The sequence below is a fragment of the Pseudomonas rhizosphaerae genome (assembly GCF_000761155.1).
Taxonomy (GTDB): Bacteria; Pseudomonadota; Gammaproteobacteria; order Pseudomonadales; family Pseudomonadaceae; genus Aquipseudomonas; species Aquipseudomonas rhizosphaerae.
This window is the reverse complement of the sequence record NZ_CP009533.1, coordinates 109,884-124,061: the sequence shown is the minus strand read 5'-3', so window position 1 is coordinate 124,061 and position 14,178 is coordinate 109,884. Positions and strand designations below refer to the sequence as shown.

At 62.0% G+C, this 14,178-nt stretch carries 14 protein-coding genes; 3 read left to right on the top strand and 11 right to left on the bottom strand.

The features are described 5' to 3' along the window. Nucleotides 1–124 precede the first annotated feature (124 nt). Together mutS and fdxA are read left to right on the top strand one after the other, a co-directional pair. On the top strand, nucleotides 125–2,692 hold the full coding sequence (gene mutS, locus LT40_RS00575; RefSeq protein ID WP_043185150.1) for a DNA mismatch repair protein MutS: 2,568 nt from the start codon (nucleotides 125–127) through the stop codon (nucleotides 2,690–2,692). 138 nt (nucleotides 2,693–2,830) lie between these two features. Next, complete coding sequence (gene fdxA / locus LT40_RS00570; protein WP_043185148.1) at nucleotides 2,831–3,154, top strand: ferredoxin FdxA; 324 nt, start codon at nucleotides 2,831–2,833, stop codon at nucleotides 3,152–3,154. A 500-nt stretch (nucleotides 3,155–3,654) separates the two neighbouring features. Here fdxA and rpoS read toward each other — a convergent pair whose 3' ends face one another. The 8 genes from rpoS to LT40_RS00530 form a co-directional block, all read right to left on the bottom strand. Continuing rightward, nucleotides 3,655–4,659 (bottom strand): RNA polymerase sigma factor RpoS, encoded by a 1,005-nt coding sequence (gene rpoS, locus LT40_RS00565; RefSeq protein ID WP_043185147.1) that lies wholly within the window; start codon nucleotides 4,657–4,659, stop codon nucleotides 3,655–3,657. A 107-nt stretch (nucleotides 4,660–4,766) separates the two neighbouring features. Then, a complete protein-coding gene (locus LT40_RS00560; protein ID WP_043185144.1) occupies nucleotides 4,767–5,621 on the bottom strand; it encodes a peptidoglycan DD-metalloendopeptidase family protein in 855 nt (284 codons plus the stop codon). 148 nt (nucleotides 5,622–5,769) lie between these two features. Then, entirely contained in the window at nucleotides 5,770–6,405 is a 636-nt protein-coding gene (locus LT40_RS00555; protein WP_162473361.1) for a protein-L-isoaspartate(D-aspartate) O-methyltransferase, read from the bottom strand. Nucleotides 6,406–6,440: 35 nt separating this feature from the next. Then, nucleotides 6,441–7,190: a 5'/3'-nucleotidase SurE gene (gene surE, locus LT40_RS00550; RefSeq protein WP_043185140.1), complete on the bottom strand. Its 750-nt coding sequence runs from the start codon at nucleotides 7,188–7,190 to the stop codon at nucleotides 6,441–6,443. After that, nucleotides 7,178–8,236 (bottom strand): tRNA pseudouridine(13) synthase TruD, encoded by a 1,059-nt coding sequence (truD, locus tag LT40_RS00545; protein WP_043185137.1) that lies wholly within the window; start codon nucleotides 8,234–8,236, stop codon nucleotides 7,178–7,180. Before truD ends, surE begins: the two co-directional genes overlap by 13 nt. After that, complete coding sequence (gene ispF, locus LT40_RS00540; protein ID WP_043185135.1) at nucleotides 8,233–8,706, bottom strand: 2-C-methyl-D-erythritol 2,4-cyclodiphosphate synthase; 474 nt, start codon at nucleotides 8,704–8,706, stop codon at nucleotides 8,233–8,235. The genes truD and ispF overlap by 4 nt, the downstream gene beginning before the upstream one ends. Before the next feature lie 96 nt (nucleotides 8,707–8,802). Then, nucleotides 8,803–9,645 (bottom strand): S-formylglutathione hydrolase, encoded by an 843-nt coding sequence (fghA, locus tag LT40_RS00535; protein WP_043185132.1) that lies wholly within the window; start codon nucleotides 9,643–9,645, stop codon nucleotides 8,803–8,805. 8 nt (nucleotides 9,646–9,653) lie between these two features. Then, the gene (locus tag LT40_RS00530; protein WP_043185129.1) at nucleotides 9,654–10,766 is read right to left on the bottom strand and encodes an S-(hydroxymethyl)glutathione dehydrogenase/class III alcohol dehydrogenase; all 1,113 of its coding nucleotides are present in this window, start codon (nucleotides 10,764–10,766) and stop codon (nucleotides 9,654–9,656) included. A gap of 106 nt (nucleotides 10,767–10,872) precedes the next feature. Between LT40_RS00530 and LT40_RS00525 the strand changes: the two genes are divergently transcribed. Next, nucleotides 10,873–11,766: a LysR family transcriptional regulator gene (locus LT40_RS00525; RefSeq protein ID WP_043185126.1), complete on the top strand. Its 894-nt coding sequence runs from the start codon at nucleotides 10,873–10,875 to the stop codon at nucleotides 11,764–11,766. Nucleotides 11,767–11,804: 38 nt separating this feature from the next. Here the strand turns inward: LT40_RS00525 and ispD are convergent, their stop codons facing one another. The 3 genes from ispD to eno form a co-directional block, all read right to left on the bottom strand. Beyond that, nucleotides 11,805–12,512, bottom strand: a complete 708-nt coding sequence (gene ispD, locus LT40_RS00520; RefSeq protein ID WP_043185123.1) for a 2-C-methyl-D-erythritol 4-phosphate cytidylyltransferase — start codon at nucleotides 12,510–12,512, stop codon at nucleotides 11,805–11,807. Further along, nucleotides 12,509–12,787 carry a cell division protein FtsB gene (ftsB, locus tag LT40_RS00515; RefSeq protein WP_043185120.1) on the bottom strand — a complete coding sequence of 93 codons (279 nt, stop codon included), beginning with the start codon at nucleotides 12,785–12,787 and terminating at the stop codon, nucleotides 12,509–12,511. The genes ispD and ftsB overlap by 4 nt, the downstream gene beginning before the upstream one ends. 98 nt (nucleotides 12,788–12,885) lie before the next feature. Continuing rightward, nucleotides 12,886–14,175 carry a phosphopyruvate hydratase gene (eno, locus tag LT40_RS00510; protein ID WP_043185117.1) on the bottom strand — a complete coding sequence of 430 codons (1,290 nt, stop codon included), beginning with the start codon at nucleotides 14,173–14,175 and terminating at the stop codon, nucleotides 12,886–12,888. Between the last annotated feature and the right edge of the window lie 3 nt (nucleotides 14,176–14,178).

The window sequence follows — 14,178 nt, the reverse complement described above, 5'->3', positions numbered from 1 at the left end:
CCGGTCCAACCGGCAATCGTGCGACTGCGTATCCGCTGCCAACGTCCTACATCGCGAAAAAAATCCCTGTACTATTGGCGACCTGCCTTACGTCCCCCAAGACACCCGCGAGCTAAGTCCTTGAATGTCCGATTTTTCTAACCACACCCCGATGATGCAACAGTACTGGAAGCTGAAAAACCAGCATCCCGACCAGCTGATGTTCTACCGCATGGGCGACTTCTACGAGATCTTCTACGAGGACGCGAAAAAAGCGGCCAAGTTGCTCGATATCACCCTGACCGCCCGTGGACAGTCGGCGGGGCAGTCGATCCCCATGTGTGGCATTCCCTACCATGCGGCCGAGGGTTACCTGGCCAAGCTGGTCAAGCTGGGCGAGTCGGTGGTGATCTGCGAGCAGATCGGCGACCCGGCCACCAGCAAGGGGCCAGTCGATCGGCAAGTGGTGCGCATCATCACGCCGGGCACGGTCAGCGACGAAGCGCTGCTCGACGAGCGTCGCGACAACCTCATCGCAGCCGTGCTGGGCGACGAGCGCCTGTTCGGCCTGGCAGTCCTGGACATCACCAGCGGCAGCTTCATGGTCATGGAACTGGCGGGCTGGGAGAACCTGCTGGCGGAGCTTGAGCGGATCAATCCGGTCGAGCTGCTGATTCCCGATGACTGGCCGCAAGGGTTGCCGGCGGAAAAGCGCAAGGGTTCACGCCGAAGAGCGCCGTGGGACTTCGAACGCGACACCGCGCACAAGAGCCTGTGTCAGCAGTTCGCGACCCAGGACCTCAAGGGCTTCGGCTGCGAGAAGCTGACCCTGGCCATCGGCGCCGCCGGGTGCCTGCTCGGCTATGCCAAGGAAACCCAGCGTACCGCCCTGCCCCATCTGCGCAGCCTGCGCCACGAACGCCTGGACGACACAGTGGTGCTGGACGGCGCCAGCCGTCGCAACCTCGAGCTGGACACCAACCTGGCTGGCGGGCGCGACAACACCCTGCAGTCGGTCATCGACCGCTGCCAGACCGCCATGGGCAGCCGCTTGCTGACGCGCTGGCTCAATCGCCCGCTGCGTGACCTCAAGGTGCTGCAGGCCCGTCAGGGCTCGATCAGTTGCCTGCTCGAAGGCTACCGCTTCGAAAGTCTGCAGCCGCAACTCAAGGAAATCGGCGACATCGAGCGCATCCTCGCTCGCATCGGCCTGCGCAACGCGCGACCGCGGGACCTGGCGCGCCTGCGTGACGCCCTGGCTGCTCTGCCCGAGCTGCAGGTCGCGATGGCCGAACTCGAAGCGCCGCACCTGGCGCAGCTGGCGGCCATCGCCGGGACCTATCCGGAGCTGGCCGATCTGTTGGCCAAGGCCATCGTCGACAACCCACCCGCAGTCATCCGCGACGGCGGTGTACTCAAGACCGGTTACGACAGCGAGTTGGACGAACTGCTGTCGCTGAGCGAAAACGCCGGGCAGTTCCTGATCGACCTGGAAGCGCGCGAAAAAGCCCGTACCGGCCTGTCCCACTTGAAAGTGGGCTACAACCGCGTGCATGGCTACTTCATCGAGCTGCCCAGCAAGCAGGCCGAGCAGGCACCGGCTGATTACATCCGGCGACAAACGCTCAAGGGCGCCGAGCGCTTCATTACCCCCGAGCTCAAGGAGTTCGAAGACAAGGCGCTGTCCGCCAAAAGCCGGGCGCTGGCACGCGAGAAATCACTGTACGAAGCCCTGCTGGAAAACCTCATCAGCCATTTGCCGCCCTTGCAGGACACAGCTGCAGCGCTGGCCGAGCTGGACGTGCTGAGCAACCTCGCCGAGCGCGCGTTGAACCTGGACCTGAATCGTCCGCGCTTCGTGGACGAGCCGTGCCTGCGCATCGATCAGGGTCGTCATCCGGTCGTCGAGCAGGTACTGACCACACCGTTCGTGGCCAATGACCTGAGCCTGGACGACAGCACCCGCATGCTGGTGATCACCGGCCCGAACATGGGCGGTAAATCCACCTACATGCGCCAGACGGCATTGATCGTGTTGCTGGCACACATCGGCAGCTTCGTACCGGCGGCCGGCTGCGAACTGTCACTGGTGGATCGTATCTTCACCCGCATCGGTTCCAGTGACGACCTGGCCGGTGGTCGGTCGACCTTCATGGTGGAAATGAGCGAGACCGCGAACATCCTGCACAATGCCACCGAGCGCAGCCTGGTGCTGATGGATGAAGTGGGCCGTGGCACCAGCACGTTCGATGGTCTTTCGCTGGCCTGGGCTGCTGCCGAATGCCTGGCCGGACTGCGCGCCTACACGCTGTTCGCCACCCATTACTTCGAGCTGACCGTGCTGCCAGAGAGCCAGCCGCTGGTGGCGAACGTGCACCTGAGTGCCACCGAACACAACGAGCGCATCGTCTTCCTGCACCACGTACTGGCCGGCCCTGCCAGCCAGAGCTACGGACTGGCAGTGGCGCAACTGGCCGGGGTGCCGGGCACGGTTATCCAGCGCGCCAAGGAGCATCTGAGCCGACTGGAAACCACCAGCCTGCCCCACGAAGCCCCGGCGGCTATGCCCGGCAAGAAGGCAACGCCCCATCAGGCCGACCTGTTCGCCAGCCTGCCGCACCCGGTGCTCGAGCAGCTCGCCAAGACCGATATCGATGGACTGACCCCGCGCCAAGCGCTGGAATTGCTCTATGCACTGAAGAACCGGGTCTAACGCTTATTCCTACAAGCTGATAGAATCCCGCGCGGTCTGGGAATGCCAAGGGCTCTTAGCCTGGCCTGCGGCTGCCTGTCCCAAACCAAGCGGCCCTGTGAAGGGCTTCGCTGCCGCCGCCTGAGGAGAGAAATAGAAATGACCTTCGTCGTCACCGACAACTGCATCAAGTGCAAATACACCGACTGCGTAGAAGTCTGTCCGGTGGACTGCTTCTACGAAGGCCCGAACTTCCTGGTGATTCACCCGGATGAGTGCATCGACTGCGCACTGTGCGAGCCAGAATGCCCGGCCCAAGCCATCTTCTCCGAGGATGAAGTGCCTGAAGACATGCAGGAGTTTATCCAGCTGAACGTGGAATTGGCGGAAGTGTGGCCAAACATCACCGAGAAGAAGGATGCACTGCCTGAGGCCGAGGAGTTCGACGGCGTCAAAGGCAAGATCAAGGATCTGGAGCGCTAAGGCGCACCTGCCCACCCGCGCCAGCTGTGTTTGGACGCGACGCCTACTACCTAGGTGACGCCTGTTCAAGCCGCTGGCCGCGCGCTTTATCCCCAAAAAAAAGTCAAAAAAAGGGGCGGTAATGAGCCGCCCACCTTTCCCTGTCCCTTTTATCCCTGTCATCGTCCTGATGAATCGCGTCACTGCGATATCCATTTTGGGCGCTCGTTCCTGAGCACCTGTGTCGTCCCTGAACACGTTTTGATATTAACGTATCCAAACGGAATGACAACTGAGAAAAAATCTCGTCATAACCTGACTTGCTTGTCAGCTAATTGTATAAATCACGCTGGAACAGTCAGTTGCGTCGCCTACATTTTCAAGTTACAAAACTTTGGCTATGTTTATAGCCAAAGGCTTACATGACATCACCGGGAATACTGACAAGTACATGCAGTCGGCGCGTCGCCAATAAAAACGCCCCTATAAAAGGGGCGTGTTTATTGGCCATGTCTGCGAGCTTATTGAAACAGCGATTCGCTGGACAGCCCATTTTTCTCGAGGATCTCGCGCAGCCGTTTAAGGCCTTCCACCTGGATCTGCCGCACGCGCTCGCGGGTCAGGCCTATTTCCAGCCCGACATCCTCCAGCGTGCTGCTCTCGTGCCCGCGCAGGCCGAAACGACGTACGACCACCTCGCGTTGCTTTTCGGTCAGCTCGGACAGCCACTGGTCGATGCTCTGTGACAGGTCGTCGTCCTGCAGCAGTTCGCAGGGGTCGGTCGGCCGGTCATCGGTCAGAGTGTCGAGCAAGGTCTTGTCCGAGTCCGGCCCCAGCGATACGTCCACCGAGGACACACGCTCGTTGAGCCCGAGCATGCGCTTGACCTCGCCTACGGGCTTTTCCAGCAGGTTGGCGATTTCTTCGGGAGACGGCTCATGGTCGAGCTTCTGCGTGAGCTCGCGCGCCGCGCGCAGGTACACGTTGAGCTCCTTGACTACATGGATCGGCAGACGGATGGTCCGGGTCTGATTCATGATCGCCCGTTCGATGGTTTGCCGGATCCACCAGGTGGCATAGGTCGAGAAACGAAAGCCGCGCTCTGGGTCGAATTTCTCCACCGCGCGGATCAGCCCCAGGTTGCCTTCTTCGATGAGGTCCAGCAGGGACAGGCCGCGATTGACGTAACGGCGGGCGATCTTCACCACCAAACGCAGATTGCTTTCGATCATGCGCTTGCGACCGGCTGGGCAGCCGCTCTGGGAAAGCCGTGCGAAGTGCACCTCTTCTTCGGGTGAAAGCAGAGGCGAGAAACCGATTTCATTCAAGTACAGCTGGGTCGCATCGAGCGCCCGGGTGTAGTCGATGTATTTATGCTGTTTGAGCGATGTGGAACTGCGAGCCTTGGTACGAACCGCAGGTGCAGCAGGTTCTTGGTTCGACATCACATCCAATACGATGCCGGGTTCCATAAGGAGCACCTCATCGTCGATGTCAAACCCCGGCGCTTCTTTGCTGAGAGCCATTGTTATAGTCCTTTGCTGAGTTCGACCTCAAGCTCCAGCGGCGCCAATCTCCATGGCAGCGCGTGAGCCCGTCCCCACTACGTGGAGGAACAGGCTGGTAGTGCACATCAACGACGTGGCAGGAACTGCAGCGGATCTACGGGCTTGCCCTGGCGGCGAATCTCAAAATGCAGCTTCACCCGGTCCGTCCCCGTTGAACCCATTTCGGCAATTGTCTGACCGACCTTGACCTGCTGACCCTCCCGAACCAACAACCTGCGGTTATGACCGTAGGCACTGACGTAGGTATCGCTGTGTTTGATGATGACCAATTCGCCGTAGCCCCTCAATCCACTGCCGGCGTAGACCACCGCACCATCAGACGCAGCAAAAACAGGCTGTCCCAAATCACCGGCGATATCAATTCCTTTATTCAAACTGCCGTTTGAAGCGAATTTGCCGATCAAAACGCCATTTGCCGGCCACGCCCAACCGCCTTGCGTGCGCTCGCCGGCGGGTACCGGGGTGGGCGAAGGCACGGGGATTGCGACGCTGCTGGTGGCGACCGGTGCCGTGGTCAGGGGGCGGCGAGTGACGGTGGTACGGCTCGAAGAGGACGCCGAGGTTCCGCTCTGGGTGGTTACCACGGTAGTTGCGGGCGTGCCCGAACTGCCGTCGAAGCGGATCACCTGACCAGGGCGAATGGTGTAAGGCATGGGGATGTTGTTGCGCGCGGCCAGGGCCTTGTAGTCCCAGCCGTAGCGGAAGGCGATGGAAAACAGTGTGTCGCCGCGCTTGACTGCGTATTGGCCGGTGGTCACGGGCTGACGCTGCGCAGCCTTGGCTGCATTGTTGCGATCGACCACGCTGACTTGGCTGGAGGTACTGGAGCAGCCGGACAGGAAGGCTGCGACCGCAGCCCCGAGCATCAGGAGCTTGAAGCTCGAACTACCTGCACGCTGCCCAATGATTGTGAGGCTCACCCGCCGCTCCTTTGTTGTGGTGACAAGAAAATATCCAACTTCACTACTCGATTTCAAGGCGCCTGGGTGCAGGCTCTGGCCGTCCTGCGCCACGACCCGCTGTCAGACAGGCGGCACCGGGCAGAATTCACTCGGTGGGCAATACCCGTCAAGCCAGTGGACCATTGAGCAACGGCACGAAACGTACGGACTCCAGAATATGCCGGGAGAAACCCTGTTCTTCGCGCACGATCAGCATCAGCTGCTGGACATCGCCGGAGCCTACCGGAATCACCAGCCGGCCACCGGGCGCGAGCTGATCGAGCAAAGCTTGCGGAACATCGGTAGCCACGGCGGTCACGATGATGCCGTTGTACGGCGCCAGCGCTGGCCAGCCTTCCCAGCCATCGCCCCAGCGAAAGACCACATTGCGTTGATCGAGCGCCTGCAGGCGCTCCTTGGCGCGATCCTGCAGCACCTTGATCCGCTCAACCGAAAACACCCGCTCTACCAGCTGCGCGAGCACGGCGGTTTGGTAGCCCGAACCGGTGCCGATCTCCATGACCTTGTCCAAAGGCCCTGCCGCGAGCAACAGCTCGCTCATGCGCGCGACCATGTAGGGCTGGGAGATGGTCTGGTTGTGGCCGATGGGCAGCGCCGTGTCTTCATAGGCGCGATGGGCGAGTGCTTCGTCCACGAACAGGTGGCGTGGTGTGCGACGCAACACCTCGAGCACCTGGGCATTGGCCAGGCCTTCGTCGCACAACCGCTGGATCAGGCGCTCGCGGGTGCGTTGCGAGGTCATGCCGATGCCATGGTGCTGATTGTCTCTGTGGCGCATCAGTCGAGCCCCTCGAGCCAGCCTTGGACCTGTTCGAAGGCCTGATTGAAGGTGCGATCCAGCTGCAATGGCGTAACCGACACGTAGCCCTGCATGACCGCATGAAAATCGGTGCCGGGACCGCCGTCCTCGGCGTCGCCGGCCACGGCGATCCAGTAGCCGGGCTTGCCGCGCGGATCGACCATGCGAATCGGCGCGGCGGCTCGGGCGCGATGGCCCAGGCGTGTCAGGACCATGCCACGAATACGCTCGATCGGCAGGTTGGGAATGTTCACGTTGAGCACGGTGCGCGGCGGCAGATTCAACTGGTCACGGGCCTCGATGAGCTTGCGTGCGTAGTACGCCGCCGTCGGCAGGTGCTCGGGCTGGCGCGACAGCAACGAGAAGGCAAACGAGGTATGCCCCAGGAATCGTCCTTCCAGAGCTGCAGCTACGGTGCCCGAATACAACACGTCGTCACCCAGGTTGGCACCCAGGTTGATGCCTGAAACCACCAGATCCGGCTCGAAGGGCAACAGACCGTTGAGGCCCAGGTGCACGCAATCGGTAGGCGTGCCGTTGACGCTCATGAAACCGTTGGGCAGGGTCTGCGGGTGCAGTGGCCGATCCAGCGTCAGCGAACTGCTGGCGCCGCTGCGGTCCTGGTCGGGGGCGATCACCGTGCACTGGGCATAGTCCTGCAACACGTCGTGAAGCGCGGCCAGACCGGGGGCGGTGACCCCATCATCATTGGAAATCAGAATACGCATGGACTTTCCGTCTGCCCTGTCGGCACCAGATCGACGAGTTCGCGCACCACGACGGTGGCGAAGCAACCGGCCGGCAGGACGAAGTGCAACTGCAGGATGTCAGGCTCGGGATAATGCCACGTCAGCTCGCCGATGGGCAGCCGCAGGATACGTCGTTCCTGCGTCAGGCCGGCCCTGGCGAGCCAGGCGCAAAGCGCCGCGTGCTGGCCGGCCACGGTGTTCTCCAGGTCGGCACATCTACCGGCGGCGGCCGAGCTGCCCTCGCCCCACAGCGCCCCGGTCGGGTGCAGATCGAGGATATCCAGGCGTGGATCGCTGCATTCGGCCTCACCGGCCGGAAAGAAGCTGCGGCTGTCGGTGAACGCCAGCAGATCGCCGACCTGAGCACGGTTCCAGGTACCGTCGGCGACACGCGCGGCGAGTATCTGGTTGAAGAGAAAACTGCGCGCGGTGGACAGCAGGCGCGACCGTACGTTGCGCTGCTCGGGCAGCGCCTGGCGTTCGGCATACTGCCGGGCGTCGAACAGGTTGCCGCCTTGGAAACCGAAGCGCTGGGTGCCGAAATAATTCGGCACGCCGGCCTGCTTGAGTTTCTCAAGGCGCGCATCGAGTGCTGCGCGATCGGCCTCGAGCGCGGTCAGGCGCACCGTGAAGCCATTGGCCGAGTGAGCGCCGCGTTGCAATTTGCGCGAATGCCGGGCGTGCTTGAGGATGACCAGGGTGTCGTTCTGCGCCGCGCTCAGGTCCGGATCGGCCTTGCCGGGCAAGTGCAGGCTGAACCATTGTCGGGTCAGTGCCTGGCGATCCTTGAGGCCCGCATAGCTGACGGTGCGCAGTGGTACGCCAGCGGCCTTGGCCAAGCGCCGGGCGGCTTCTTCGGTATTGAGGTTGCGTTTTTCGACCCACAGCCAAAGGTGCTCGCCCTGGCCGGACAACGGAATATCCAGCACCTCGTCGACCTGGAAGTCTTCGGCGCTGGCCTTGAGTACGGCGCTGCCCAGGCTGTCGCCTGAAGCCCGTGGACCCAGCAATTCAAGTTCGGTCATGCGCGCAGCAACAAGGCGACCGCATGCACGGCGATACCTTCCTCGCGTCCGGCAAAACCCAGCTTTTCGGTAGTGGTAGCCTTGACGTTGACCTGGTCCAGCTCGACGCCTAGATCGGCGGCGATTCGTTCACGCATGGTGTCGATGTGCGGCGCCATCTTGGGTGCCTGGGCCACGATGGTTGCGTCGACGTTGCCGACTTTCCAGCCTTTCTGGGCCACTACCGACACCACATGACGCAGCAGCACACGGCTGTCGGCGCCCTTGAACTGCGGATCGGTATCCGGAAAGTGCTTGCCGATGTCGCCCAGCGCAGCGGCGCCGAGCAAGGCGTCGCTCACGGCATGCAGTACGACATCGCCGTCTGAATGAGCCAGCAGGCCGAACTTGTGTGGGATTCGCACGCCGCCCAGGGTAATGAAGTCACCCTCGGCAAAACGGTGCACGTCGTAGCCGTGGCCAATACGCATAGAAAAAAACGCCCCGATTGAGTCAGGGCGTGATTCTACCTGCTTTGGCTCAGGTTGGGCGGATCAAAACATTTGCAGGTGACGGTGCTGGCCCTTTCAACCCAAGGCCTTGGCATGATGCCGCAAATGGTCATCGATAAAGCTGGCGATGAAGTAGTAGCTGTGGTCATAGCCCGGCTGCATGCGCAACGTCAGTGCATAGCCTGCCGCCTTCGCTGCCTGGCTCAAGGCCTGGGGCTTGAGCTGGTTCTCGAGAAAGTCGTCGCGATCCCCTTGATCCACCAGCAAGGGCAGATGCTCGGCGGCCTCGGCGATCAGTACGCTGGCATCCCATTCGCGCCAGCGCGAGCGCTCCTCGCCCAGGTAATGGGCAAAGGCTTTCTGTCCCCACGGGCAATCCATGGGGTTGCTGATGGGTGAGAACGCCGAGATCGACCGGTAGCGCCCCGGATTGCGCAGTGCGCAGACCAGCGCGCCGTGGCCGCCCATGGAGTGGCCACTGATGGAGCGTTTGTCCGATGCCGGAAAATGCGCTTCCACAAGGGCGGGTAACTCATGCACCACATAGTCGTGCATGCGGTAGTGCTGCGCCCACGGCTGCTCGGTAGCGTTCAGGTAGAAACCGGCGCCCAGACCGAAATCCCACGCCTGGTTCGGATCATCCGGCACGTCTGCACCCCGTGGGCTGGTATCGGGCGCGACGATGATCAAGCCCAGTTCGGCGGCCAACTTGAGACCACCCGCCTTCTGCATGAAGTTTTCGTCGGTGCAGGTCAGCCCCGACAGCCAGTACAGCACGGGCAATTTGCCGCCCTGCTCCGCCTGGGGCGGCAGGTACACGGCAAAGGTCATGTCGCAGCCCAGCTCTTTGGAGCGGTGCTTGTAGCGCTTGTGCCAGCCACCGAAGCTTTTCTGGCAGGACAGGTTTTCCAGGCTCATGGCAGACCTCAGAAGTGGATGACCGAACGGATGCTCTTGCCTTCGTGCATCAGGTCGAACGCCTTGTTGATGTCTTCAAGGCCCATGGTGTGGGTGATGAAGGTGTCCAGCGGGATCTCGCCGGTTTCGGCCATTTCAACGTAGCTGGGCAGCTCGGTGCGCCCGCGCACGCCACCGAACGCCGAACCGCGCCAGACGCGACCGGTGACCAACTGGAATGGCCGCGTGGCGATTTCCTGACCCGCGCCGGCTACACCGATGATCACCGATTCACCCCAGCCCTTGTGGCAGCATTCGAGGGCCGCACGCATCAGTTGCACATTGCCGATGCATTCGAAGGAGAAATCCACGCCGCCGTCGGTGAGGTCGACGATGACTTCCTGGATCGGACGGTCGTATTCCTTGGGATTGATGCAATCAGTGGCACCCAGCTGACGGGCGATCTCGAACTTGCTCGGGTTGATATCGATGGCAATGATCCGCCCGGCCTTGGCCTTGACCGCACCGATGATGGCGGACAGACCGATGCCGCCAAGGCCGAACACGGCCACCGTATCGCCCGGCTTGACCTTCGCCGTGTTGAGCACGGCGCCAATACCGGTGGTGACGCCGCAGCCCAGCAGGCAGACTTTTTCCAGGGGCGCCTGCTTGTCGATCTTGGCCACCGAGATTTCGGGCAACACGGTGTACTCGGAGAACGTCGAGGTGCCCATGTAATGGAACAGTTCCTTGCCGTTGTACGAGAAACGCGTGGTGCCGTCGGGCATCAGGCCCTTGCCCTGGGTGGCGCGAATGGCCTGGCACAGGTTGGTCTTGCCCGACTTGCAGAACTTGCACTGACGGCATTCGGGTGTGTACAGCGGAATGACGTGATCGCCCACCGCAACCGAGGTAACCCCCTCGCCCACCGCCTCGACGATGGCGCCGCCTTCATGGCCCAGTACCGACGGGAAGATGCCTTCCGGGTCCGCGCCCGACAGGGTGTACGCGTCGGTGTGGCAGACGCCGGACGCGACTACGCGCAGCAGGACTTCGCCTGCCTTGGGCATGGCCACGTCGATCTCGACGATTTCCAATGGCTTGTTGGCTTCGAATGCGACGGCGGCGCGGGACTTGATCATCAATGTTGCTCCTGAAATGAACGGGACTGCCCACAGTGTAATTCATCGATGGATACGGAATAATCGCCCCTTCAGCAAAACATTGATGCCGTACAGGGACAATCCGATGACTGATAACCGCTGGGAGGGTATCGACGAATTCGTCGCGGTGGCCGAATGCGCCCACTTCACCGCCGCGGCCCAGCGCCTGGGTGTGTCGTCTTCCCATGTCAGCCGCCAGATCGCTCGACTGGAAGAACGCCTGCAAACGCGCCTGCTCTATCGCAGCACGCGACGCGTGGCGCTGACCGAGGCGGGCCAGACGTTCCTGCAGCATTGCCAACGCCTGCAGGATAGCCGCGACGAAGCCTGGCGCGCCATGAGCGATCTCACCGGGGAACCCAAGGGCCTGCTGCGCCTGACGTGCGCCGTGGCCTACGGCGAGCGCTTCATCGTGCCCTTGGTCACCCGCTTCATGGGCCTTTACCCGCAGTTGCGTGTGGACATCGAGTTGAGCAACCGAACCCTGGATCTGCTTCATGAAGGCATGGACCTGGCCATTCGCCTCGGGCGCCTGCACGACTCGCGACTGGTGGCGACCAAATTGGCACCGCGGCAGATGTTTCTCTGCGCTTCGCCGCTCTACCTGGCGCGCTACGGACGACCCCACAGCGTGTCGGAGCTGGTGCGGCACAATTGCCTGGTGGGCAGTTCCGACGTCTGGGCATTGCAGGTCGATGGCAAGGAGCAGGCGCAGCGAGTGCAGGGCAACTGGCGCTGCAACAGTGGCCAAGCGGTACTGGAGGCGGCGTTGCAAGGCGTTGGGCTTTGCCAGCTACCCGATTACTACGTGCTCGAGCACCTGCGCAGTGGCGCGTTGGTGTCGCTGCTGGACGCGCATCAACCGCCCAACACGGCGGTGTGGGGGCTGTATCCGCAGCAGCGTCACTTGTCGCCGAAAGTCAGAAAGCTGGTGGACTATCTGCGGGTAGGGTTGGCCGAGAGACCAGAGTATCTGTAGGAGCGGTCATCGGCCGCGAACGAAGCCAGCGCGCGCCGTCAGCCGCGCATGGCCCACCGCTGACGCAGCCACTCCAGGTCTTCCGGCCGAGTCACCTTGAGATTGTCCGCCCGCCCTTCGACCAACTTTGGCGCAAACCCGGCCCACTCGATGGCCGAGGCTTCGTCGGTGATGGCCACGCCAGCCACCAGGCTGTCGGCCAAGGCTCGATGCAGGGCGCCCAGGCGAAACATCTGCGGCGTGAACGCCTGCCAGATCGTGCTGCGATCCACCGTGTGCTGAACCCGACCAGCCGCATCGGCACGCTTGAGCGTGTCCCGCGCTGGCACGGCCAACAGGCCACCCACACTGTCGTCAGCGAGTTCGGCGAGCAGTTTGTCCAGGTCGGCGCGAGAAAGGTTGGGCCGCGCCGCATCGTGCACCAGTACCCAGTCACTTTCGTCGGCGCCTTGGGCATGCAAATGCAGCAAGGCATTGAGCACCGAATCGGCTCGCTCGCGGCCACCGGCCACACGTTGGATCAACTCATTGCGGGCGCTGGGCAGTTCGGGCCAGAACGGATCGTCCGCAGCGAGGCTGACGATCACGCCCTTGAGCTGCGGATGCCCAAGGAAACAGTCGATGCTGTGTTCCAGAATAGTACGACCGCCCAGGTTCAGGTATTGCTTGGGACGGTCCGCCGCCATGCGGGCGCCTACGCCCGCGGCGGGAATCACTGCCCAGAAGGCTGGCAGCGAGGTGTTCATTGGGCCAGCTGGTAGAGGGTTTCACCCTCCTTGACCATGCCCAGTTCATGGCGAGCGCGCTCTTCGACGGTCTCCATGCCCTTTTTCAATTCGAGTACTTCAGCGTCCATCACGCGATTGCGTTCCAGCAGCCGTTCGTTCTCGGCGTGCTGTTCGGCGATCTGCTGTTTCAGCTCGGCTACCTGCTTGAGACTTCCGTTTCCGACCCACAGGCGGTACTGCAAACCACCCAGGAGCAGAAGCAAGACGAGAAACAACCAATAAGGACTGCGCATCACATTACCCAGTGGTAAAAAACTTCAACTCTGCGACCAGATAGCACGAAGCCTGGCATCAGCCAGGCTCCGCATGTCGCCTTTCTACCATTTATTGCTTAGCCGCGAAACTCGTCGCGACCACGGTAGACCGCCTTGGCGCCCAATTGCTCTTCGATACGCAGCAGTTGGTTGTACTTGGAAACGCGGTCGGAGCGGCACAGCGAGCCGGTCTTGATCTGGCCGGCAGCGGTCCCCACGGCCAGGTCGGCAATGGTCGAATCCTCGGTTTCGCCGGAACGGTGCGAAATCACTGCGGTGTAGCCCGCGGCCTTGGCCATCTGGATGGCTTCGAGGGTTTCGGTCAGGGTGCCGATCTGGTTGAACTTGATCAGGATCGAGTTGGCGATCTTCTTGTCGATGCCTTCCTTGAGGATCTTGGTGTTGGTCACGAACAGGTCGTCACCCACCAGCTGGACCTTTTCGCCGATCTTGTCGGTAAGGATTTTCCAGCCAGCCCAGTCGGACTCGTCCAGGCCGTCTTCGATGGAAATGATCGGGTAGCGCTCGGTCAGGCCCTTGAGGTATTCGGCGAAACCTTCGGCGTCGAACTTGTGGCCTTCACCGGCCAGGTCGTAGGTGCCGTTCTCGTAGAATTCGCTGGCAGCGCAGTCCAGTGCCAGGGTCACGTCGGTGCCCAGCTTGTAGCCGGCCTTCTCCACGGCTTCGGCAATGGCGCTCAGGGCGTCTTCGTTGGAGGCCAGGTCCGGGGCGAAGCCACCTTCGTCACCCACGGCAGTGTTCAGGCCGCGAGCCTTCAGTACCGCCTTGAGGTGGTGGAAGATCTCGGTGCCCATGCGCAGCGCGTCGGAAAAAGTCTTGGCGCCTACCGGCTGGACCATGAATTCCTGGATGTCGACGTTGTTGTCGGCGTGCTCGCCGCCGTTGATGATGTTCATCATCGGTACGGGCATGGAGTAGACACCCGGCGTGCCGTTGAGGTTGGCAATGTGTGCGTAGAGAGGCAGGTCCTGGTCCTGTGCGGCGGCCTTGGCGGCAGCCAGGGACACGGCGAGGATCGCGTTGGCGCCCAGCGAAGCCTTGTTCTCGGTGCCGTCCAAAGCAATCATCGCGTGGTCCAGACCTTTCTGATCGACGGGGTCCTTGCCCAGCAGCGCATCGCGAATCGGGCCATTGATGTTGGCCACGGCTTTCAGAACACCCTTGCCCAGGTAGCGGCTCTTGTCGCCATCGCGCAGCTCCAGCGCTTCACGCGAGCCGGTGGAAGCGCCCGACGGTGCACAGGCAGTGCCGATGATGCCGTTTTCCAGAAGCACGTCGGCTTCCACGGTAGGGTTGCCACGGGAGTCGAGAACTTCACGACCTTTGATGTCGACGATTTTTGCCATTGT